Genomic DNA, 21,787 nt, shown 5'->3' with positions numbered 1-21,787 from the left:
GGGCCTGCACAGGGTCAGGCCAGTGCGTAGTTGAGGGCGATGCCGACGAAGATCGCCAACCCTGCCCAGTGATTGTGAAGGAAGGCTTTGAAACAGCGCTGCGGATCGCGGTCGCGGGTGTACCAGAACTCCCACACGAAGCAGCCCGCAGCCACCAGCAGGCCCAGGTGGAACCAGCCGCCCAGATCAAAGTGCGTGCCGGCCAGCAACAAGCAACCCAGCGCCAGGCCCTGCAGGCTGAGGTTGATCACGCGATCGGCATCACCGAACAGGATGGCGGTGGATTTGACGCCGATTTTCAAGTCGTCTTCGCGGTCAGTCATGGCGTAGTAGGTGTCATAGGCCACGGTCCAGAGCAGGTTAGCGATGTACAGCAGCCATGCCGCTGCGGGCAGGCTGCCGGTTTCGGCGGTGAACGCCATCGGCATTCCCCACGAGAAGGCAGCGCCCAGCACCACTTGCGGGTAATAGGTGTAGCGCTTCATGAATGGGTAACTGGCTGCCAACGCCAGGCCCCCGAAAGACAGCCAAATGGTGGGCGCATTGGTGCACAGCACGAGCAGGAAACTGATCCCCATCAGCAGGGCAAAAAATACCAATGCTTCTTTACTGCTGATTTTTCCGCTCACCAAAGGGCGTTGTTCAGTGCGCTTGACGTGGCCGTCGACCTTGCGGTCCGCAAAATCGTTAATCACACAGCCTCCGGCACGGGTCAGGATGACGCCGAAGACGAAGATCAGCAGGTTGCTTAGCGAAGGCACACCTTTAGCCGCAATCCACAGCGCCCACAGGGTTGGCCACAGCAGCAGATAAATGCCGATAGGCTTGTCCATGCGTGTCAGCTGGATGAAGTCCCATGCGCGGGGGTTCAGGCGATTGAGTGATTTGAGCAAACGCACGTACATCAGTTGTTCTCCGGCCGGGCACACACAGCAGCCCACAGGTTGGGTAAAAACACTTCAGCCACCAGCACGCTCAACGACCCGCGCACAAAGCGTGAGCGCCGCCCCCACAGGTTGTCGGCCCGGTCAGCGTCCGGCAGCCAGTCCCGCGGGTAACGGCACACCTGCAACGGGCCTCGCTCGAACGCCTGATCGCTGAACAACAACTCGCCCAGCGAACGCGTACCCAGCGCGTCCATATTCAAACCACCCGCTTCAAGCGCGGACTTGGAAGCCACACTGCGGGCAAACACCCACGGCAGGTGATACCCGCGCAAATACACTTCGCGCACCCAACCCAGGCTGGCAGCCGGCAGCCCCAGTGCGCGGCATTCGTCATCGCGCAGGGTTTGCCACCCTTCATACAGCGGCAACACACTGAAGTGGTTATTCGACAGCGCGGTGAGGCGGCGGGTCAGGGAGCCTTCATCGAACAACCAGTCGAGGGTGAGGGCGTCGGGCAGGGCGCCGAGCTGGCTTTGTTCACGCCAGACGGGGGAGATCAACGGGGAAGTCATGTGCGGCACAGTCGGTCATAATTGGCAGCCATTGAGGGCGCCGAGCTTATCACGCTGCCCCATGCCTGAGCGCTTGAGTACCGATTGGCAGCAAACAGGCTTGCATCTGCCGCGTTCGATCAGTACAAAACGCCCTGATTTCACCAAGCACCACGCGCCGTTGTTAAAAAACCGTGGGCTTGCCAACGCCTGAACCCAAGGAAATACCCATGAAAAAGTGGCAATGCATTGTCTGTGGACTGATTTATAACGAAGCCGACGGCTGGCCGGATGACGGCATCGCCCCCGGCACGCTGTGGCAGGACGTACCTGATGACTGGCTATGCCCGGACTGCGGCGTCGGCAAGATGGATTTCGAAATGATCGAAATCAACTAAACACTTTTGAGTTTCACCCCTATGGAGAATGGAATGAACGCACCTGTCGTGATCGTGGGCACCGGGCTGGCCGGCTACAACCTGGCCCGTGAGTTTCGCAAACTGGACAGCGAAACGCCGCTGTTGTTAATCACGGCCGATGACGGGCGTTCCTACTCCAAACCCATGCTCTCCACCGGCTTTGGCAAAAACAAGGAAGCCGACGGCCTGAGCATGGCCACGCCGGGCGCGATGGCCGAGCAACTCAAAGCCGAAGTGCGCACCCACACGCGCATCAGCGGCATCGATCCCGGCCATAAACAATTGTGGATCGGCGAAGAAGCCGTCCCGTATCGCGACCTGATTTTGGCGTGGGGCGCGCAGACCGTGCAGGTGCCGGTGGAAGGCGACGCTCAGGACGCGATTTTTCCGATCAACGACCTGGAAGACTACGCACGGTTTCGCGCAGCGGCTGCGGGCAAGCGCCGTGTGCTGATATTGGGCGCAGGTTTGATTGGCTGCGAATTCGCCAATGACCTGATCGCTGGCGGCTATGACGTGGAGCTGGTTGCCCCGTGCGAACAGATCATGCCCACCCTGCTGCACCCGGCCGCCGCGACAGCGGTGCAATCGGCCCTTGAAGGGCTCGGCGCACGTTTCCATCTCGGGCCGGTGCTGACCCGTCTGCAACGGACGCAGGAGGGGCTACAAGCGCATCTGTCGGACGGAAGCGTCATCCCGTGCGACGTAGTGGTGTCCGCCATTGGTTTGCGACCACGCATCGACGTGGCCGCTGCTGCCGGGATCCGTGTCAATCGCGGGATCGAAGTGGATCGCCTGCTGAAAACCTCCCACGCCAACATTTTCGCGCTCGGGGACTGCGCCGAGGTGGAAGGGCTGAGCTTGCTGTACGTAATGCCTTTGATGAGCTGCGCCCGCGCGCTCGCGCAAACGCTGGCGGGCAACCCGACGGCTGTCAGCTATGGCGCGATGCCGATCACGGTCAAAACGCCAGTGTGCCCCTTGGTCGTATCACCCGTCCCTCGAGGCCACGAAGGGGTTTGGTCCGTTGAAGGCGCTGGCGCCGATATCAAAGCGCTGTGCCGCGATGCTGATGGCAAATTGCTGGGTTATGCACTGACGGGTGAAGCCGTCCGCGAGAAATTGGCGCTTAACAAAGAGCTGCCTGCACTTTTGGCGTAAATGCTGCGAATTCTGTCGTATATGCCTTTGCCTTAAGGCAACAAAGGCCGGATCGATGCTGGCGTCGGCTTTTGCCGCATGCCATTCTCACACCGGTCTGCCGCAGCGTAGAGCCTGCGGCGCCTTAGGCGTTGCTCCACAGAGAGCAGCACGGACATAACAACAAAAAACCGTCAAAGAGGCTTCATCATGCGTAAACCAGATCTCGCCGCCGCCATCGCTGAAAAGGCTGACCTCACCAAAGAACAAGCCAACCGCGTCCTGAATGCAGTACTGGAAGAAATCACCCAGGCCCTGCACCGCAAAGACAGCGTCACGCTCGTGGGCTTCGGCACCTTTATCCAGCGTCATCGCGGCGCTCGTACCGGCCAAAACCCGCAAACGGGTCAGCCGGTTACGATCAAGGCCAGCAACACCGTTGCGTTCAAGCCTGGCAAATTCCTGAAAGACAGCGTCAACCCTTAGTCTTCGTCCGGCCATTCGCTGCACCTGGCCATGAAGAATGGGCACGCTGGCCCGGCCAGTCGCCCATTCTTGATAGACAATGAGACAATCGTGCGGCCATAAGTGGCAAAAAATCGCCTATCTACGCCTATCCTTATAGATTTATGGCGTTCTCTGAGCAAATCGCTACACTGCGCCGGCCATTTATTTTTCCCTGAGGCCGCGTAGATGAAATTTCGTTTTTTGCTCTGGATGCTGGGCTTCCTGATGAGCAAGGCCAGCCGTAAAAACCCTGCCTTTAAGCAGCAACTGGTGGACAAGGATCTTGTGTTCCAGCTGCAAACCCTCGATGGCAAAGTTGCCCGTCACTTCAAGGTCCAGAACCAGCGCATCACCAGCCACGCCGGGCTTTATCCGGAACCGGCTTTTGCGATTGCATTCAAGGATGCTGCCTACGGATATGCAACCCTGCAGGCCAAGAACAAGCAGTTGGCATTCATGACCGGGATTCAGGACAAGTCGATTCAGATCAAGGGTAATCCGGCACAGGTGATCTGGTTCCAGGGGCTGACCAAATACCTCAAGCCGCGAAAAAAACCGAAAGCCCAGTGAAACCTGATCCTCTGCGGCCGGGAGAGGGTATTTAGCGGCGCGTTGGCTTTACGCCTGACTGAACTGCGCCGCCAGCTCTCGCAGCAGCACCTCGGCCTCCAGCACCTTGCTGACGACGTCTTCAGCTTTCTCGCGCGTAACGCCAAGGCTTTCGAACAACGCATCCGGCAACGGCTCATAAGGCCCGTGCCCGATGCTTCGGCTACGCAACAGGCCCACGGCCACACACACCAGATTCGGATACTGAGCATGCTCGCCGGTGTAATGCGGGTCATGCTGGAAGCGCAGTGCTGACGACAGCTCGTCAGGCATATCCCAATAGCGCATCAGCCATGCACCAATCTGCTCACGTGTAATGCCCAGCAAATGATGCTCAACGAGGCTATGGCTGACGTGCGGGTTCACTTCCAGATGACGACAAATCAGCGAGAAATGCGGAGGAAACACGTGGGCCAGCAACAAATAACCGAAGTTGTGCAGCAAGCCCGCCAGATACGTCAGGCCGGTTTCAGGGCGTCCGGCCCGGGGCATGGCGCGGGTTAACCCTTCAATCACCGCTGCGGTGTAGATCGACTGCTGCCAGTAAGGTGTGCTCGATTGCGGGTGATCCTTGGGCAAACTCAAGGTTTTACCCAAGGCCAGTCCCAGCGCCAGATTGATCACAAGATCGAAACCCAGTACGCGGACGATTGCATCTTCTACTGAGCGAATCTTGCCCGGCGACGCGTAATACGGCGACGCCGCCCAGCTCATCACTTGAGCGGCGAGTGCCGGGTCGGTTTCGACCACACCGGTGATGTCGTCGATGGTGGCGTTGGGATCGACGCGCAATCGGATGATTTTGCGCGCGGTTTCAGCCAACGGCGGAATCTCGATGGTGGCTTCCAGCCGCTGCTGAATGCGTCGCGCGGTAAAGGCATGCACCGCCTCAGTAATGGCCTCACTGTCGTCATCGGGGCGGTCGAGGTTGAGCTTGATGGCCGCCAGCGGTTCCGCAAAACGGCCCGCGCTGGCTTTGGTCAGCATGCTTTTGAAGTCTTCCTGCGCAATCTCCAGCAACAGACCCGGCTCGCCTGCATTAATCAGCAGCAGCGGTTGTTGCAGCAATTGCTCTTCGTACAGACAAGGCGAGCTGGTGAGCGCTGGCAACCCCGGCAACAACATCAGTTCGTGCTTGCCGAGCATGCGTTCAAGCGCGGCCGGCGCCACGGCCGTCATCCGCCGACCGGTCAACTCGGCCAAACGATTGAGGTCAAGCAAATGGCTCTGCGGGAACAGCACCATGAGCGCACCTACCGAATCATCGAGCAGTGCGGCTTGAACCTTGCGAGCGGGATTCAGGCCGGGGTGGTCAATGACTTCCCGGTAGGGGATGGCCAACTCGCCGAGCAATTCCCGGATAACGGAAGGTGTGCTCGGGGAGGTTGAGACGCTGGCGACTTTAGTCATGGTGTGTGTCCGGTTCTTACAACTCGAATGTGGTTATCAGGCAGTTAATCGGCCGCTGATCTATTTACTGAACGCGCTTTAGACCTGCCCGTATTGCTGACCATGTCGCAGCCATCGGTCCAGCAGCGGGCTGACATGGGTTGGCCAACGCTCCAAGAGCGCTTGCGCGGCATCACGAACCGCAGGCAGCAGGTCGGCATCGCGCATCAGGTCCGCGACTTTGAATTGCAGAAGGCCTGTTTGCCGAGTCCCGAGCATTTCGCCGGGGCCACGCAGCTCCAGGTCTTTTTCCGCGATAACGAAACCGTCATTGGTCTCGCGCATGATTCCCAGACGCTGACGGCCGATTTGCGACAGCGGCGGATGGTACAGCAGCACGCAATGGCTGACGGCGCTGCCACGCCCGACGCGGCCGCGTAACTGGTGCAGTTGCGACAGCCCAAGGCGCTCGGGGTTTTCGATGATCATCAGGCTGGCGTTGGGTACGTCGACCCCGACTTCAATCACCGTGGTGGCGATCAACAATTGCAACTCGCCCGCCTTGAAGCGCGCCATGACTTCGGCCTTTTCTGCGGCTTTCATGCGTCCGTGTATCAGCCCGACGCGCAACTCGCCCAGGGCGCTGGACAGGTCTTCAAACGTGGTTTCTGCCGCCTGGCAGGTCAGTTCTTCGGACTCTTCGATCAGGGTGCAGACCCAGTACGCCTGCCGGCCTTCGGCACAGGCGGCGCGAACCCGCTCGATCACTTCGACACGCCGGGTGTCGACCACCAACACGGTGTTGACGGGCGTTCGGCCGGGGGGCAGTTCGTCGAGGATCGACGTGTCGAGGTCAGCGTAAGCACTCATGGCCAGCGTGCGCGGGATAGGTGTTGCCGTCATGATCAATTGATGCGGGCATATCACACCGCCCGCGCCCTTATTGCGCAGGGCCAGCCGCTGTTGAACACCGAAACGGTGCTGCTCGTCGATGATGACCAGGGCCAGGTTTTTGAACTGCACTTGATCCTGAAACAACGCGTGTGTGCCCACCACCATGGGCGCGCCATTGGCAATTTGCTCCAGCGCAGAGGCGCGAGCCTTGCCCTTTAGCTTGCCGGCCAACCACGCCACTTCAAGCCCCAGCGGTTCGAGCCAGCGCTTGAAACTGATGAAGTGTTGCTCCGCAAGGATCTCCGTCGGTGCCATCAATGCCACTTGATAGCCAGCCTCCAGCGCTTGCAAGGCCGCCATGGCCGCGACCACGGTCTTTCCGGCACCCACATCGCCCTGGATCAGGCGCAGCATTGGCTCATGCTGATTGAGGTCGTAGGCAATTTCGTTGCCTACGCGCACTTGAGCGCCGGTCGGAGAGAAACCCAAATTGTTCAAAAATTGCACAGGCAGATTTTTGGCCAAGGGCAAAACCGGGGCACGCAGCGAACGCAAGCTTTCACGCAGGCGTTGTTGGGACAGCTGATGGGTCAGAAGTTCTTCGAAGGCAAGCCGGTGCTGAGCCCAATGATGGCCAAGGGCGAGTTCTTCAACATCCGCATCGGCCGGGGGCTGGTGCAAATAACGAATCGCCTCGTCCAGCGGGGCCAATTGGTAGTCTTTGGCCAGCTCCCGCGGCAACCAGTCCGGCAGGCTTCGCGGCCCCAGCATGGCCAGGCTTTGCTGGCTTAACTGACGCAACCGCTGCTGGGTCAGGCCTTCCGTCGTGGGGTAGATCGGGGTCAGGGTGGTATCCACCGGAGGAGGCTCATCGCCCGTGATGGCGCGGTATTCCGGGTGGTAGATTTCGAGCCCCGATGCGCCGGGACGCGCTTCGCCGTAACAGCGCACTTCAGTGCCGCGCTTGAGGCTTTCCTTTTGCGCATTGCTGAAGTGGTAGAAGCGCAGGCTCAGGCCGCCGGTGCCGTCATTGATCCGTACCAGCAGACTGCGGCGTTTGCCCATGACCACATCGGCGCCGATCACCCGCCCTTCGACCACCGCATCCTGGCCCGGCCGCAACGCGCCGATGGGCACGACGCGAGTGCGGTCCTGATAGCGCAGCGGCAAGTGGAACAATACGTCTTGTACGGTTTCCAGCCCGACCTTGGCCAATTTCTCGGCCATGGCCTCGCCCACGCCCTTGAGCGCAGTGACCGATACCTTCGACAACTCGGTCATGACAGCGCTTATGTCGCAGCAGGCGGCTTGGCCACCGAGCACAGGCGAATCGAGTCAGCGAGAATCTCAATGGCTTTAGGCCGGGGAAAACTGGCACGCCAGGCAATCGCTACGGTGCGAAATGGCACAGGCGGCGTCAGTGGACGCACGGCCAGCACGCCGGGGGAATAGTGGTGACTGTCCACCGCCGACAGCGGCAGGATCGAGATTCCCAAACCCGAGGCCACCATGTGGCGAATGGTTTCGAGCGAACTGGATTCCACTGTGGTGTGTTTGGCGCCGTCATTGCCTTTGGTCAGGGTCGGGCACGCTTCCAGCACCTGATCCCTGAAGCAGTGACCTTCACCCAGCAACAGCAGGCTCTTGTCATTCAACAAACTGGCGTCGATGGTTTCTTTTTTGGTCCACGGGTGCTCGCTCGGCATCAGCACGTAAAACGGCTCATCGTAGAGCGGCAACGTCAGCACGTCGGCTTCCTGGAACGGCAGGGCGATGATGATCGCGTCCAGTTCGCCGTTGCGCAGCTTGTCGCGCAGCACATGCGTGAAATTTTCTTCGATGTACAACGGCATCTGCGGGGCAACCCGGTGCAGTTGCGGGATCAAATGCGGGAACAGGTATGGGCCGACGGTATAGATCGCGCCGACCTTGAGCGGGGCAGTCAGCTGGTTTTTACCCGCTTGTGCCAACTCGCGAATGCCTTGCGCCTGCTCCAGTACTTTTTGAGCCTGGGCCACAATGCCTTCACCCACAGGGGTGAGTCGCACGGCGCTTTTGCTGCGCTCAAAAATCAGCACACCGAGTTCGTCTTCCAGTTTTTTCACACCCACCGAGAGGGTCGGTTGGCTGACGTGGCAACGCTCAGCCGCATGGCCGAAGTGTTGCTCTTGGGCAAGAGTAACGATGTAACGCAATTCTGTAAGAGTCATAGCGGGCGTCCATGTGGTTGCGGGCCAAAGCATAACGGCTGCAATCGATAGACGCACGTTATCAGACATTACCCACAGAGCTACAGTCGCTAATCAATGTCCGTGCTGTTTTTCTCTTGGCTGTAGATGCAAAAAGGGCACCTCGCGGTGCCCTTTGAGCTGTCAGCGCCGACGTTTATCTATCGAATAAACGAAAGGGGCCACAATTTCAATGCTGCCGTTGGTCAGCATGTCTGCCGGTGGCTTGGGCAGCGGCTGTGCCCGGCGGATCATTTCCAGGGTAGCCCGGTCCAGATCAGCATTGCCAGAACGCCCCACCAGCTCATAGGACAGCACCTTGCCCTCGGCATCGACCACGAAGCGCAATCGGTTCAGGCCTTCCTTTCCGCGCGACTGAGCGGCAGGCGGGTACTTTTTGTACTTGCCCAAGTGAGCCAGCAACGCGCCTTCCCAACTGGCCTTCGCAGCCAGTTGCTGGGCCGATGGGCCCGGTGCCGGGGCGGCAGACTTCTCGCTCGGCGCCTTGGTTGGCGTCGCATCGCTCGGTTTTTCTTCAGAAGGCTTCTCTTTGACCGGGTCCGGCTTCTTTTCCACAGGCTTTGGAGGCTGCGGCTTCTGCTTGGGCTTGACCGGTTTAGGAACGGAAATCTTCGGCTTGGGCGCTTCGGCCAGCTTGGGGATCGGCAACTCTTCCACTGGAGCCGGCGGCTGTGGTGGTGTCACCACTTTCGGCGGCGCAGGAGGAGGCGGTGCCGGCAGTGGTGCGAGATCGATCATCATCGCCTGAGGCGGAAGTTCGATCGCACGCGGGGCAGACCACTGCAGGGCGAGTATGACCGCCACTGCATGGACGCCCAATACCACGGCCAGGCTGATTCCGTAACGCGTCATCTTTTGGCGCGTCATGCTCATTTCTTGGCTGCCGTCTCAAGTCCGACCAGACCCACCTTCAAATAACCGGCTGCGCGTAATGCATCCATTACGCTCATCAAGTCACCGTAATCCACGCCTTTATCGGCCTGGAAGAAGATAGTCGTGTCCTTGTTGTTGTGCGTGCGGGCATCGAGGGTCGGGCCCAAGGCTTCAACCGAGACCGGCTCTTCGCCAAGGAACAGCCGCTGGTCAGCCTTGACGCTCAGGAACACCGGCTTCTCGGGACGAGGGGCAGGCTTGGCAGTCGAGGCAGGCAGGTCCACTTTGATGTCCACAGTGGCCAACGGAGCGGCCACCATGAAGATGATCAACAGCACCAACATCACGTCAATAAAGGGCGTGACGTTGATTTCATGGTTCTCGGCGAGATCGTCTGCGCCTTCTTTTAAATGCAGGCCCATGGCCGATTACCCCACTTTCACCATGTGCGGTTGCGAGCTGCGCTCAGGCGGCAGGTGATCGAGGTCACGGCTTACCAGCAACAACACCTCGGCTGACGCGTCTGCCACTTGGGCCTTGTAGCCTGTGATAGAGCGCGCGAAGACGTTGTAAATCACAACCGCCGGGATCGCTGCAACCAGGCCCAACGCCGTCGCCAGAAGGGCTTCGGCAATACCGGGCGCTACAACAGCCAGGTTGGTGGTCTGGGTTTTGGCAATGCCGATGAAGCTGTTCATGATGCCCCATACGGTCCCGAACAGGCCGACAAACGGGGCTGTCGAACCGATGGTGGCCAGTACACCTGTGCCGCTGCTCATGTTGCGGCCGCATGCGGCTACCAGTCGTTCCAGACGGAAACTCACACGTTCCTTGATGCCTTCTTTTTCCCGGCTGTTAGCCGACAAACGCATTTCTTCAAGGGCGTCTTGCACCAGTAAGTGAGCAAGCGTGCCTTCTTTGGCAGCCGACTCACTGGCTTCCTTGAGGGTACGGGCCTTTTTCAGGCTGGCGATTTCGGAACGCAGACGACGCTTGGCGCCCAGCACTTCAAAACCTTTGGCGATCCAGATGGTCCAGGTAATGATCGAAGCAATTGCCAGGCCGATCATGACAATTTTGACGATGATATCGGCGTTTTTGTACATACCCCAGGGCGACAGGTCGTGCGCCATGCCCAGGCTGTTGCCTTCTTCAGCCACAATTTGCTGTGTTTCGTCCGCGGGCGCCGCAAGGCCGTCAACGGCGGGCGCAGGCTCGGTTGCGCCAGGAGCCGCCGTGTCAGCCGCGACAGCAGCAGGTTGGTTAGCAGGCGTCGTTGGCTCATCGGCAAACGCAGCAGCAGGAGCAAGTAACAGGCTGAACATCAGCGCCGCCACTGCACGCCATAGGCGTGTCGGGCTCAACGGCTGGGTTGGCGAAGCGGTGGAATGATTGCGTGTCATGCTAGCCTGACCTGAGAAAGTATTAAGGTTTTGCCCTACAACGCGTGTAAGACCAAGGACAAATGATGCGTTATTATTGCAAGTAATTCTTGTTAACAAAAGCAATAGCACCTGTTTTTTTCCAGTGTCACGACCAACGTCTGACCTTTTCGTACCGCTTTTTAGCTTTTCCCCAGGAGTTTGAGATGACCAAAGGCGCTGTGTTGATCGTCGGTTGCGGCGATGTCGGAAGCCGACTTGCCACCCAGTTATTGCAGGCCGACTGGAAAGTGTACGGGTTGCGCCGCTCCATTGATCGACTGCCCAAGGGCGTGATCGGCGTTGCAGCCGACCTGTTCAGCACGCAGTGCCCGACCCAGTGGCCCACAGAACAGATTGATTACGTTGTCTATAGTGTGGCCGCGACCGAGCATGACGAAGCCGGCTATCAAGCCGCGTATGTGCAAGCCCTCACCCACACCTTGAGCTGGCTCAAACAGCACAACCAACACCCTAAACACTTGCTGTTTGTCTCCAGCAGCGGGGTCTATGTGCAACAAGCAGGGGAATGGGTCGACGAGAACTCACCGACCGAAGCTACGCGTTATTCAGGCCGCATCATGCTGGAGGCCGAACAGATCGCATTGAACAGCGGCATCCCCGCCAGCGTTGTACGTCTGACCGGTATTTACGGACCTGGCCGAGAGTGGCTGCTGGGGCAAGTGCGCAAGGGCTATCGTGTCGCGAATGATCCGCCGCAATATGGCAATCGAATCCACGCGGACGATGCGGGCGGGTTGCTGGCCTTTCTGCTGGAAGTCCACCAACAGGGCAAAAAGCTCGACGCGTGTTACATCGGCGTCGATAACGAACCTGCGTCGCTGGCAGAAGTCGTCGACTGGCTGCGCAAGCAACTGGGCGTCACTGAATGGAGTGATGAAGCGAGCGTGCGCCGTGCAGGCAGCAAGCGGTGCAGCAACGCGCGTGTCAGGGCATTAGGCTGGGAACCGCGCTACCCGAGCTACCGTGAAGGCTATGCGGCAATTTTGGCAGGGCAGGCTTAATCATGGGCAAGGGCGGGAGCTGTTGAGCAGGCTCCCGCACACGCTCTAGCCCTGTTTTTCAAGCACCCATTCACGCTTGCCCGGATACAACTGGGGCATTTCGTCGGGTTGCGATGCATCCAGCGCTTCAAAGATTTCGAGCTGCTTACCTTTACGCACGAAAATGTGCGCAGCCCCCGCATCTCCTTGCTGCAGCCACAAGCTGTCGTACTCACCGCTCATCGAAGCACAATCGCCCGCCAAACAGAGAGCGTAGGCATTCATGCCGGGCAACCCCGTCAGCTGGCCACCTGGGGAAAACGTAACAGTGCCACCTTTCCCCATGCCACTTTGAATGCGCCACTGGCCACCCAGATAGGCTGATTTGAGCGCTTTTTCAAAGCTGGTGCCAAGCGGGTCATCGGCCATTACATTGACGCCCGACCGCACGAATGATTGCTGAGGATCGGCGTCAGCCGCAGACTGGATCAGCTCATCACCATCCACACTCAAGGCCGTTGCGGCGCTGCCATAAAAATTGACCTGCCACACACCCTTTTCTTCAGGCTGTAATTTGCCTTCGACCCGCTCGAATCCATTGGTATAGCGAGCTTGAGCGCGTTGGGTGTCAATGTCCCACTCGAGGTTGGGGCCGTACGTCAGCAATGCTTCACGCAGGTTGCCGCCCTTGGCAGCTGCATCAATCGCAGCCTGGTTGATCCAGATACCACTGACATCGCGGTGGGCGGGTTCGTTGGCACAGCCACCCAGAAAAACGGTGAGCAGTGACAAGGCTAGCGCTTTGCGCATGGTGGAATCCTTTTAAAACGGGGAAAAGCGGGGGAGTTGGCGCAGCATGAAGACGCTGCGCCGAGGGGCATTACTCGATAACCAGAATAGCGTCCATTTCAACCTGCGAACCCTTTGGCAGGGCTGCAACGCCAATGGCGGCACGTGCCGGGTAAGGTTGTTCGAAGTACGTGCCCATGATCTCGTTGACCTTGGCGAAGTGGCTCAAGTCAGTCAGGAAGATATTCAGCTTGACGATGTCTTTGAACGAACCGCCGGCCGCTTCGGCAACCGACTTCAGGTTCTCAAACACCTGGATGGTCTGGGCTTCGAAGCCTTCAACCAGCTCCATGGTTTTTGGGTCCAGCGGGATCTGACCCGACATGTAGACGGTATTGCCAGCTTTGATCGCCTGGGAATAAGTACCGATGGCGGCAGGTGCCTTGTCGCTGGTGATAACAGTCTTGGTCATGTTTGACTCCTTGTAATGGCCGCCGGTAGACGGCCTATGCACGCATCCGAGTGATGCGGATAACCCCGGTAAGGGCACGCAGTTTTTTGATCACGCGAGCCAGGTGCACGCGGTCGTGCACGCTGACCACCAGTTGGACCACGCTGATTCGACCATCGCGTTCGTCCATGCTGATCTTCTCGATGTTACCGTCGGCAGCGTTGACGCTACTGGCCAGCAGCGCGATCAGGCCGCGCTGATGCTCCAGTTCGACGCGCAACTCGACGTTGAATTCGCCCGTTACATCCTTGGCCCATGCAAGCTGGATGCACTTCTCTGGGTTATGGCGGATTTCGCTGATATTGCGGCAGTTGTCCAAGTGCACAACCATGCCTTTGCCCGCAGACAAATGACCCACGATCGGGTCGCCCGGAATTGGCGTACAGCACTTGGCGTAGCTGAGCACCAAGCCCTCTGTCCCCCGGATGGCCAGCGGCCCTTCCGGGCTTGGCAACTGTTCGCCTTCACCCATCAGGCGGCGAGCGACGACGTAAGCCATGCGATTGCCCAGGCCGATGTCCTCGAGCAAATCTTCGATCTGCTCCAGGCGATATTCGTTGAGCATCGCTTGCACACGCTCGGCCGGGATCTTGTCCAGCGAGCTGTTGAAGCCGTTAAGTACCTTGTTCAGCAATCGCTCGCCAAGGTTCACCGACTCGGAACGACGCTGCAACTTCAGGGCGTGACGGATGTGGGTACGGGCTTTGCCTGTCACCACAAAGTTGAGCCAGGCCGGATTCGGACGGGCGCCGGGCGCGCTGACAATCTCGACCGTGGAGCCGCTTTGCAGCGGTTCGGACAGCGGTGCAAGACGACGATTGATCCGACAGGCAATGCAACTGTTGCCCACGTCAGTGTGTACCGCGTACGCAAAATCGACCGCCGTGGAGCCTTTTGGCAGCTCCATGATCCGGCCTTTGGGGGTGAACACGTAAACCTCGTCCGGAAACAGGTCGATTTTCACGCTTTCAATGAATTCAAGGGAGTTGCCTGCGCGCTGCTGCATTTCAAGCACGCCTTTGACCCATTGCCGTGCTCGGGCATGGGTGCCGGTGTGTTGCTCGTCGCCACTGGATTTGTACAACCAGTGGGCGGCAATACCGTTGTTGGCCATTTCTTCCATTTCACGGGTACGGATCTGAATTTCGATCGGTACGCCATGCATGCCAAACAGCGTGGTATGCAGCGATTGATAGCCGTTGGCCTTGGGAATGGCAATGTAGTCTTTGAAGCGCCCCGGAAGGGGTTTGTACAAATTATGTACAGCACCCAGCACGCGATAGCAGGTATCGACCTTGTCGACGATGATGCGGAACGCGTAAACGTCCATGATTTCGTTGAATGCCCGACGCTTGCCGCGCATCTTTTTGTAGATGCCGTAGATGTGTTTCTGGCGACCGCTAACCTCGCCCTGAATGCCGTCAACGGCCAGACAGTGACTCAGCGATTCTTCGATCTTGTTAACGATTTCCTTGCGATTGCCCCGAGCACGTTTAACGGCTTGATAGATGCGCGCCGAGCGCATCGGGTACATCGCTTTGAAACCGAGGTCTTCGAATTCGATTCGAATGTTGTGCATGCCCAGCCGGTTGGCAATGGGCGCATAGATTTCCAAGGTTTCCTTGGCAATCCGTCGGCGTTTTTCACCGGACAACACTTCGAGGGTACGCATGTTGTGCAGACGGTCAGCCAGTTTGACCAGAATCACACGGATATCCCGCGCCATGGCCATGGCCATTTTCTGGAAGTTTTCGGCTTGGGCTTCGGCTTTGGTTTCGAAGTTCATCTGGGTCAGCTTGCTGACGCCATCAACCAGTTCTGCCACGGTTTCGCCGAACTGCGCGACGAGCGCCTCTTTGGCAATACCGGTGTCTTCGATTACGTCGTGCAACATCGCCGCCATCAGGCTTTGATGATCCATGTGCATGTCGGCAAGAATATTCGCGACTGCCAGCGGGTGCGTGACATAAGGTTCGCCGCTACGTCGGCGCTGGCCGTCGTGGGCTTGTTCTGCGTAGTAGTACGCTCGGCGGACCAGATTGACCTGGTCCGGGCCGAGGTACGCCGACAAGCGATCGGCGAGGGCGTCTATGCTCGGCAAGAGTTAACCTCCGACCAAAACTTTGGACCCTTCGCCGTGCTACGTCGACCGGGCATAGGCTTAGTTCGCCTCGTTGGACTCGTCCTCGAACGCTGCAAACAGCGGTTCGTCTTCGACGATTTCAGCGTTGGCGATAAACTCGTAGCTCATCAGGCCTTCAGCGATTTCACGCAGGGCAACAACAGTAGGTTTGTCGTTTTCCCACTGAACCAACGGCTCTTTACCACCGGTGGCCAGTTGGCGGGCACGCTTGGTAGACAGCATGACCAGCTCAAAGCGGTTATCCACGTGTTCTAGACAGTCTTCAACGGTTACGCGGGCCATGGTCTTCCTCGTAGCAAATGCAATATGCGCGCTGCCCGGATGGGCGAGCGGACTGAACAGTTTAAAAAATCACCAGCCATTAGGGAAGCGCTGATTTTTCAAGCGCCCTCCCGAAACCGTCTGTAAGCGCCAATGTAAAGGCGTTACAGGGGTTTTGGGAAGAGCCCTTTAGCCGAGCAGTTCGGCCAGTAATTTGCCATAACGCTGCTGCTGACGCTTCTGCTGCAGGCGATTGGCACGGAAAATAGCCTTCAAGTCCTCCAGCGCCAGCGCAAAGTCATCATTGATAATCAGGTAGTCATAGTCGACGTAGTGACTCATTTCACTCACTGCTTCGCGCATGCGGCCGTCAATGATTTCATCGCTGTCCTGCCCGCGATTATCCAGACGCTCACGCAATGCTTGCTGGCTTGGCGGCAGGATAAAAATCGAGCGTGCTTGAGGCATCAACTTGCGCACTTGTTCGGCGCCCTGCCAGTCGATTTCCAGAATCAGGTCGTGACCTTCATCCAGAGTCTGCTGCAAATGGCTTTGGGAAGTGCCATAGAGATTGCCGAACACTTCTGCGCGCTCAAGAAAGTCGCCGTGCTCGATCATTTTCACGAACTCTTCGCGCTCGACGAAGTGATAGTTCACGCCGTCCACTTCACCCGGACGCATCGCCCGCGTGGTATGCGAAACCGAGACGCGGATTTGCGGCTCAAGGTCGATCAGCGCCTTTACCAGGCTGGTTTTTCCTGCACCCGAAGGTGCAGAAACGATGTAAAGGGTGCCAGTGCTGTGGGTCATGTCAGGGGAAGCCTTACTCAATATTCTGTACTTGTTCGCGCATCTGCTCGATCAACACTTTGAGGTTGACCGCTGCTTGTGTGCTGCGGGGATCAAACGCTTTGGAGCCCAATGTATTGGCTTCACGGTTGAGCTCTTGCATCAGGAAATCGAGGCGCCGACCAGCAGCACCCCCCGACTTGAGCACGCGCCGCACTTCCAGGAGGTGGGTGCTCAAACGGTCAAGCTCTTCGGCCACGTCACTTTTTTGCGCCAGCATGACCATTTCCTGCTCAAGGCGCTGTGGGTCCATTTCAGCCTTCATGTCGGCAAAGCGATCGAGCACCTTTTGACGCTGGGTGGCCAGCATCTGAGGGACTAGCTCCCGCAAGGTCTCGACATCACTTTCGATGGCGGCCAGACGGTCAGTGATGAGTCGAGCCAGCTCGGCACCTTCCCGCTCACGCCCGTTTTTAAGCTCTTGCAGACCTTGCTTGAACAAGGCCAATGCCTGTGAGTTCAACGCTTGCGGATCCGCGGCGTCGGCCACCAGAACGCCCGGCCATGCCAGCACTTCCAAAGGGTTCAACGCAGCGGGGTGCTTGATGAGGCCTGCGACGCTCTCTGCGGCCGCGACCAGTTGTGCGGCGCGTTCACGATCAATTTGCAACGGCTTGCCCGTGGTCTCCTCAGTGAAACGCAACGTGCATTCGAGCTTACCTCGGGAAATACCCTGCCGCAGCGCTTCGCGCACAGCGCCTTCCAGGTCACGAAAAGACTCGGGCAGACGCAGATGCGGCTCCAGGTAGCGGCTGTTGACCGAGCGCAGCTCCCAACTAAGGGTGCCTTGAGTGCCAGCGCTTTCGACGCGGGCAAAGGCGGTCATGCTATGCACCATGGAGGTACCTCGCGATCCGATGAATGAAGCCAAGCGGCCATTAAGGCGGCGGATTGTAGCGCAGTGCGGGGTATGCCCCCAAATGACGTCTGTCGCAAAACTCGCGACCTCATAAGCCAGCCGGGAATTGGAAAGCCGCACGCAATGCTGATTTGCCCTGAAACGCGCCCGTTGAAAGTCTAAACAGTTGCCTCCTACAAAATGCGGGGAGGTTTTAGATGTGACCCTGCCGGTGTATGGCCTTTATAATGCTCGCCAGTTTTCCGTCCCGTACAGGTATCCCACATGAAACGTCCAAGTGGTCGCGTTGCCGATCAGCTACGTCCGATCCGCATCACCCGCAACTACACCAAACACGCAGAGGGTTCTGTACTGGTCGAGTTCGGTGACACCAAAGTCATCTGTACCGTCAGCGTCGAGAACGGCGTTCCCCGCTTCCTTAAAGGTCAGGGCCAAGGCTGGTTGACCGCAGAATACGGCATGCTGCCACGCGCCACGGGCGACCGTAACCAGCGTGAAGCCAGCCGCGGCAAACAAGGCGGTCGCACCCTGGAAATCCAGCGTTTGATCGGCCGCTCCCTGCGTGCGGCACTGGACATGTCCAAACTGGGCGATATCACTCTTTATGTCGACTGCGATGTAATTCAGGCAGACGGCGGCACCCGCACCGCTTCGATTACTGGCGCCATGGTTGCTCTGGTCGACGCGCTGAAAGTGATCAAAAAACGTGGCGGCCTGAAGGGCGGCGACCCAATCAAACAAATGATCGCTGCAGTCTCTGTTGGCATGTATCAGGGCGAGCCTGTGCTAGACCTCGACTACCCTGAAGATTCGGCAGCCGAAACCGACCTCAATGTTGTGATGACCAGCACAGGCGGCTTTATTGAAGTTCAGGGCACTGCCGAAGGCGCACCGTTCCAGCCGGACGAGCTGAACGCCATGCTGGCACTGGCCCAAAAAGGCATGACTGATATCTTCGCCTTGCAACAAGCTGCACTGGCTGACTGATTACTCTTGCTACCCTTAATCACCCGGAGAACGCCATGAGCGAGCTGGATCTATCAAAACCCGAGCCAGGCCCGAGCCGCGAAGCTCGGCAATGGGCCATGTTTTGCCACTTCTCGGCCTTCCTCGGGATGTGGTTTCCATTTGGCAGTTTGATCGGTCCGCTGATCCTGTGGCAGATGAAACGTGAAAGCGACCCTTTCATCGACGATCAAGGCAAAGAGGCGCTGAATTTTCAGATCACGGTAGCGATCGCTTCAGCTGTTTGCTACGTACTGATGTTTATCCTCATCGGTTTCGCGCTGCTTGGGCTTGTGTTGATCGGCGCAGTGGTGCTGGTTGTAATTGCGGGCGTGAAAGCCAATGACGGGGTGATTTACCGTTATCCATTCACGTGGCGGCCCATCAAGTAAATCAGCTTACGTCTTAAGCTAGATTCACCTCACCACCACCGAAAAGCCCGTATCGAAAGATACGGGCTTTTCTTTAAGCGCTTGTCTCGCTTAGATCAATAATCACGTGAAGTTAAAGCCCACGATGCACAGCTTTTCATCACCACGGATCTGGATTCGATTAGGATCAATCTCTTTGGTCGATGCGTCATTGACGCCAACGACGCGCTCGCGCCCCGTCAGTTCTGTGATGTAGGCTTTAACGCTGGGCACGTATCGGGTGCCAATCAAATGCTTAATAAGTTGTAGAGCTTCATCATTGTTCATTTTTTTATCCTTTGAATGTATGAAATGTCCTCCTGGACCACGCCATTGTGTTGGGAGTACCCGCTCTAGATGCGGTACATAGTTATTGTGTTTTGCAGAACCTTCACAAATATGTAGCTTGATGTTTTGCGAAGAAACGTCTCCCAGACACAGCAGACACACACGAATTCAAACCAAAAAAAATGCCCCAGTCTTGCGACAGGAGCATTTTTTGACTGCAACAAAACACTCAGATAGTCAGCGTCCAGTCGTAGTCCACGATCAAGGGCGCGTGTTGTGAGAAGCGCGGCTGACGCGGCATCCGGGCGCTGCGAACAAAACGGCGCAGGCCGGGTGTCAGCAACTGGTAGTCAAAACGCCAGCCAAGGTTAAGCATCTCGGCCTGTTCGTTATCCGGCCACCAGCTGTACTGATCGCCTTCACGACTGACTTCACGCAGGGCATCAACATAGCCCATGTTGCCGACAATCTCGTCCATCCAGGCACGTTCGGGTGCCAGAAAACCGGGAGACTGCTGGCTGTCACGCCAGTTTTTAATGTCAAGCTTCTGCTGCGCCACATACAGCGAGCCGCAGTAGATGTACTCGCGACGTTTGCGACGCTGTTTATCCAGATAGCGTGCGAAATCGTCCATTAGCTTGAATTTTTGATTCAAGTCTTCATCGCCGTTCTGCCCCGAGGGAAGCAGCAAGGTCGCGATGCTGACCTTGTCGAAATCGGCTTGCAGGTAGCGCCCGTAGCGATCGGCGGTTTCGAAGCCGAGCCCAGTAATGACCGCTTTCGGCTGCAACCGCGAATACAAAGCCACACCACCTTGGGCAGGGACTTCAGCTTCGCAGGCATAAAGAAAGTAGCCATCCAGCTGGTAGGCCGGATCGTCCAATTCAAAGGCGGAGGCGCGGGTGTCCTGCAGGCAAATAACGTCGGCATTCTGAGCTTGCAGCCAACTGAGCAAACCGCGCTCGACTGCCGCCTGAATACCATTAACGTTCACACTGATGATCCGCATAAATGGCCCCAAAAATCACGTGCGTGTATGATACACGCCGTCTTACTATTTAGCTAAATCCGCGGTATTCAGGGGCTTTTTTCATGCAAGCGTATCAGCGCGATTTCATCCGTTTTGCCATCGATCGCGGCGTATTGCGCTTCGGCGAGTTCACCCTGAAGTCCGGGCGCACCAGCCCTTACTTCTTCAATGCCGGCCTGTTTAATACAGGCTCTGCGCTGGCCCAGCTGGGACGCTTCTATGCAGCTGCCATCGTAGACAGCGGTATTCCTTTCGACGTGCTGTTTGGCCCGGCCTACAAGGGTATTCCTTTGGCAGCGACCACCGCCGTAGCCCTGGCCGAGCACCATGACCGCGATGTGCCATGGTGTTTCAACCGCAAAGAAGCCAAGGCACACGGCGAAGGCGGCAGCCTGGTGGGCTCCCCGCTGGAAGGCAACGTACTGATCATCGACGACGTGATCACCGCAGGCACGGCTATCCGTGAGGTCATGCAAATCATTGGCTCGCAAGATGCCAAGGCTGCTGGTGTTCTGATCGCCCTTAACCGCCAGGAACGCGGAAATGGCGAATTGTCCGCCATTCAAGAAGTCGAGCGCGACTTCGGCATTCCTGTCGTCAGCATCGTCTCGCTTACCCAGGTTTTGCAGTTCCTGGCCGATGACGAGGAGCTCAAACAGCATTTACCGGCCGTTGAAGCCTATCGGGCGCAGTACGGAATCTAACCCCCCCGCCCATAAAAAAGGCCTCGCCCCGAAATAGCCGGGCGAGGCCTTTTTATTGAGTGCGGCTTAAACAGTCTTGCTGTTGGTAATCAGCGTACCGACACCCGTGTCGGTGAAGATTTCCAGCAAAACAGCATTCGGCACACGACCATCAACGATGTGCGCCGTGGTCACTCCGCCTTGTACCGCTTCCAGTGCGCAACGAATCTTCGGCAGCATGCCGCCATAGATCGTGCCGTCAGCGATCAGGTCATCCACCTGAGAGGTGGTCAAACCGGTCAGCACGTTGCCCTGCTTGTCCATCAAACCCGCAATGTTGGTCAGCAACATCAGTTTTTCAGCCTTCAACGCCTCCGCCACTTTACCGGCAACCAAATCCGCATTGATGTTGTAAGACTCGCCATTGGCACCCACACCAATCGGCGCGATCACCGGGATAAAATCACCATTGGTCAGCATGTGCAGCAAGTCAGTGTTGATCCCGACCACCTCACCCACGTGACCAATGTCGATGATTTCAGGCGAAGTCATTTCCGGTGTCTGACGGGTCACTGTCAGCTTTTTCGCGCGAATCAGCTCCGCGTCTTTACCGGTCAAGCCAATCGCGCTGCCGCCGTGGCGGTTGATCAAGTTCACGATGTCCTTGTTGACCTGGCCACCCAGCACCATTTCAACCACATCCATGGTTTGCGCGTCGGTCACGCGCATACCATCGATAAAGTGGCTCTCGATGGACAGTCGCTTGAGTAAATCCCCGATTTGCGGACCGCCGCCGTGAACGACGACCGGGTTAATGCCCACCGCCTTCATCAACACGATGTCACGGGCAAACCCGGTTTTCAGATCGTCGTTCTCCATTGCGTTGCCGCCGTATTTGATCACCAGCGTCTTGCCGACATAGCGGCGAATGTAGGGCAACGCTTCGGACAAAACCTTGGCGACGTTGGAGGCGGCATCACGTTCGAGGGTCATTCAGGGCTCCGGTAGGACAAGTC

Annotated in this window: 25 protein-coding genes; 8 read left to right on the top strand and 17 right to left on the bottom strand. The window is 57.8% G+C overall.

Annotation, left to right across the window (positions count from 1 at the left end):
- Positions 1 to 14: 14 nt before the first annotated feature.
- Both ubiA and HBN61_RS06375 read right to left on the bottom strand, forming a co-directional pair.
- Entirely contained in the window at positions 15 to 905 is an 891-nt protein-coding gene (ubiA, locus tag HBN61_RS06380) for a 4-hydroxybenzoate octaprenyltransferase (protein ID WP_170046368.1), read from the bottom strand.
- Positions 905 to 1,459 carry a chorismate--pyruvate lyase family protein gene (locus HBN61_RS06375; RefSeq protein ID WP_170046367.1) on the bottom strand — a complete coding sequence of 185 codons (555 nt, stop codon included), beginning with the start codon at positions 1,457 to 1,459 and terminating at the stop codon, positions 905 to 907. Before HBN61_RS06375 ends, ubiA begins: the two co-directional genes overlap by 1 nt.
- Positions 1,460 to 1,668: 209 nt before the next feature.
- Between HBN61_RS06375 and HBN61_RS06370 the strand changes: the two genes are divergently transcribed.
- From HBN61_RS06370 to HBN61_RS06355, 4 genes are all read left to right on the top strand, one after another.
- Positions 1,669 to 1,836 (top strand): rubredoxin, encoded by a 168-nt coding sequence (locus HBN61_RS06370; protein WP_170046366.1) that lies wholly within the window; start codon positions 1,669 to 1,671, stop codon positions 1,834 to 1,836.
- A 33-nt stretch (positions 1,837 to 1,869) separates the two neighbouring features.
- Complete coding sequence (locus HBN61_RS06365) at positions 1,870 to 3,018, top strand: NAD(P)/FAD-dependent oxidoreductase (RefSeq protein WP_094991799.1); 1,149 nt, start codon at positions 1,870 to 1,872, stop codon at positions 3,016 to 3,018.
- Between the two features lie 189 nt (positions 3,019 to 3,207).
- The gene (locus tag HBN61_RS06360) at positions 3,208 to 3,483 is read left to right on the top strand and encodes an HU family DNA-binding protein (RefSeq protein ID WP_016782719.1); all 276 of its coding nucleotides are present in this window, start codon (positions 3,208 to 3,210) and stop codon (positions 3,481 to 3,483) included.
- 207 nt (positions 3,484 to 3,690) lie between these two features.
- Positions 3,691 to 4,074: a helicase gene (locus HBN61_RS06355; protein WP_170046365.1), complete on the top strand. Its 384-nt coding sequence runs from the start codon at positions 3,691 to 3,693 to the stop codon at positions 4,072 to 4,074.
- A 48-nt stretch (positions 4,075 to 4,122) separates the two neighbouring features.
- Here the strand turns inward: HBN61_RS06355 and HBN61_RS06350 are convergent, their stop codons facing one another.
- The 6 genes from HBN61_RS06350 to exbB all read right to left on the bottom strand — a co-directional run bounded on the left by HBN61_RS06350 (position 4,123) and on the right by exbB (position 10,921).
- Positions 4,123 to 5,523, bottom strand: coding sequence for an aminoacyl-tRNA deacylase and HDOD domain-containing protein (locus HBN61_RS06350; RefSeq protein WP_170046364.1), 1,401 nt, complete (start codon positions 5,521 to 5,523; stop codon positions 4,123 to 4,125).
- 78 nt (positions 5,524 to 5,601) lie between these two features.
- Complete coding sequence (gene recG / locus HBN61_RS06345) at positions 5,602 to 7,677, bottom strand: ATP-dependent DNA helicase RecG (protein ID WP_170046363.1); 2,076 nt, start codon at positions 7,675 to 7,677, stop codon at positions 5,602 to 5,604.
- An 8-nt stretch (positions 7,678 to 7,685) separates the two neighbouring features.
- Positions 7,686 to 8,606: a hydrogen peroxide-inducible genes activator gene (locus HBN61_RS06340; RefSeq protein WP_047278730.1), complete on the bottom strand. Its 921-nt coding sequence runs from the start codon at positions 8,604 to 8,606 to the stop codon at positions 7,686 to 7,688.
- Between the two features lie 162 nt (positions 8,607 to 8,768).
- The gene (locus HBN61_RS06335; protein WP_094991803.1) at positions 8,769 to 9,518 is read right to left on the bottom strand and encodes a TonB family protein; all 750 of its coding nucleotides are present in this window, start codon (positions 9,516 to 9,518) and stop codon (positions 8,769 to 8,771) included.
- Positions 9,515 to 9,940, bottom strand: coding sequence for a TonB system transport protein ExbD (gene exbD / locus HBN61_RS06330; RefSeq protein ID WP_047278735.1), 426 nt, complete (start codon positions 9,938 to 9,940; stop codon positions 9,515 to 9,517). The genes HBN61_RS06335 and exbD overlap by 4 nt, the downstream gene beginning before the upstream one ends.
- A gap of 6 nt (positions 9,941 to 9,946) precedes the next feature.
- The gene (gene exbB / locus HBN61_RS06325; protein ID WP_170046362.1) at positions 9,947 to 10,921 is read right to left on the bottom strand and encodes a tonB-system energizer ExbB; all 975 of its coding nucleotides are present in this window, start codon (positions 10,919 to 10,921) and stop codon (positions 9,947 to 9,949) included.
- Positions 10,922 to 11,106: 185 nt separating this feature from the next.
- Here exbB and HBN61_RS06320 point away from each other — a divergent pair, with 185 nt between their 5' ends.
- Positions 11,107 to 11,964, top strand: a complete 858-nt coding sequence (locus HBN61_RS06320; RefSeq protein WP_169962360.1) for an SDR family oxidoreductase — start codon at positions 11,107 to 11,109, stop codon at positions 11,962 to 11,964.
- 45 nt (positions 11,965 to 12,009) lie between these two features.
- Here the strand turns inward: HBN61_RS06320 and HBN61_RS06315 are convergent, their stop codons facing one another.
- The 6 genes from HBN61_RS06315 to HBN61_RS06290 all read right to left on the bottom strand — a co-directional run bounded on the left by HBN61_RS06315 (position 12,010) and on the right by HBN61_RS06290 (position 17,334).
- Complete coding sequence (locus HBN61_RS06315) at positions 12,010 to 12,753, bottom strand: hypothetical protein (protein ID WP_094991806.1); 744 nt, start codon at positions 12,751 to 12,753, stop codon at positions 12,010 to 12,012.
- Between the two features lie 70 nt (positions 12,754 to 12,823).
- The gene (gene ridA / locus HBN61_RS06310; RefSeq protein ID WP_019828190.1) at positions 12,824 to 13,204 is read right to left on the bottom strand and encodes a deaminase RidA; all 381 of its coding nucleotides are present in this window, start codon (positions 13,202 to 13,204) and stop codon (positions 12,824 to 12,826) included.
- A gap of 34 nt (positions 13,205 to 13,238) precedes the next feature.
- Positions 13,239 to 15,344, bottom strand: coding sequence for a bifunctional GTP diphosphokinase/guanosine-3',5'-bis pyrophosphate 3'-pyrophosphohydrolase (spoT, locus tag HBN61_RS06305; RefSeq protein ID WP_047278746.1), 2,106 nt, complete (start codon positions 15,342 to 15,344; stop codon positions 13,239 to 13,241).
- Positions 15,345 to 15,404: 60 nt separating this feature from the next.
- Positions 15,405 to 15,668 carry a DNA-directed RNA polymerase subunit omega gene (gene rpoZ, locus HBN61_RS06300; protein WP_016782707.1) on the bottom strand — a complete coding sequence of 88 codons (264 nt, stop codon included), beginning with the start codon at positions 15,666 to 15,668 and terminating at the stop codon, positions 15,405 to 15,407.
- A 168-nt stretch (positions 15,669 to 15,836) separates the two neighbouring features.
- Positions 15,837 to 16,457 (bottom strand): guanylate kinase, encoded by a 621-nt coding sequence (gmk, locus tag HBN61_RS06295; protein WP_047278749.1) that lies wholly within the window; start codon positions 16,455 to 16,457, stop codon positions 15,837 to 15,839.
- Positions 16,458 to 16,470: 13 nt separating this feature from the next.
- Positions 16,471 to 17,334 (bottom strand): YicC/YloC family endoribonuclease, encoded by an 864-nt coding sequence (locus tag HBN61_RS06290; RefSeq protein WP_094991808.1) that lies wholly within the window; start codon positions 17,332 to 17,334, stop codon positions 16,471 to 16,473.
- 285 nt (positions 17,335 to 17,619) lie between these two features.
- On the opposite strand from HBN61_RS06290, the gene rph reads away from it, so the two are divergent.
- Positions 17,620 to 18,342 (top strand): ribonuclease PH, encoded by a 723-nt coding sequence (gene rph / locus HBN61_RS06285; protein WP_094991809.1) that lies wholly within the window; start codon positions 17,620 to 17,622, stop codon positions 18,340 to 18,342.
- Between the two features lie 35 nt (positions 18,343 to 18,377).
- Positions 18,378 to 18,752 (top strand): DUF4870 domain-containing protein, encoded by a 375-nt coding sequence (locus HBN61_RS06280; protein ID WP_094991810.1) that lies wholly within the window; start codon positions 18,378 to 18,380, stop codon positions 18,750 to 18,752.
- A 102-nt stretch (positions 18,753 to 18,854) separates the two neighbouring features.
- Here the strand turns inward: HBN61_RS06280 and HBN61_RS06275 are convergent, their stop codons facing one another.
- Complete coding sequence (locus HBN61_RS06275) at positions 18,855 to 19,058, bottom strand: hypothetical protein (protein WP_094991811.1); 204 nt, start codon at positions 19,056 to 19,058, stop codon at positions 18,855 to 18,857.
- A gap of 229 nt (positions 19,059 to 19,287) precedes the next feature.
- Positions 19,288 to 20,067, bottom strand: a complete 780-nt coding sequence (gene crc / locus HBN61_RS06270; RefSeq protein ID WP_094991812.1) for a catabolite repression control protein Crc — start codon at positions 20,065 to 20,067, stop codon at positions 19,288 to 19,290.
- Positions 20,068 to 20,150: 83 nt separating this feature from the next.
- Between crc and pyrE the strand changes: the two genes are divergently transcribed.
- Positions 20,151 to 20,792, top strand: a complete 642-nt coding sequence (gene pyrE / locus HBN61_RS06265) for an orotate phosphoribosyltransferase (RefSeq protein ID WP_094991813.1) — start codon at positions 20,151 to 20,153, stop codon at positions 20,790 to 20,792.
- Positions 20,793 to 20,858: 66 nt separating this feature from the next.
- On the opposite strand, the gene argB is transcribed toward pyrE, so the two are convergent.
- Positions 20,859 to 21,764 (bottom strand): acetylglutamate kinase, encoded by a 906-nt coding sequence (gene argB / locus HBN61_RS06260; RefSeq protein WP_047278764.1) that lies wholly within the window; start codon positions 21,762 to 21,764, stop codon positions 20,859 to 20,861.
- Positions 21,765 to 21,787: the final 23 nt, after the last annotated feature.

Origin of the sequence: Pseudomonas sp. WS 5071, assembly GCF_012985765.1 — a bacterium.
GTDB lineage: Bacteria > Pseudomonadota > Gammaproteobacteria > Pseudomonadales > Pseudomonadaceae > Aquipseudomonas > Aquipseudomonas lundensis_A.
Note: the sequence above shows the minus strand (reverse complement) of the source record. Positions and strands in the feature narration are given on the sequence as shown.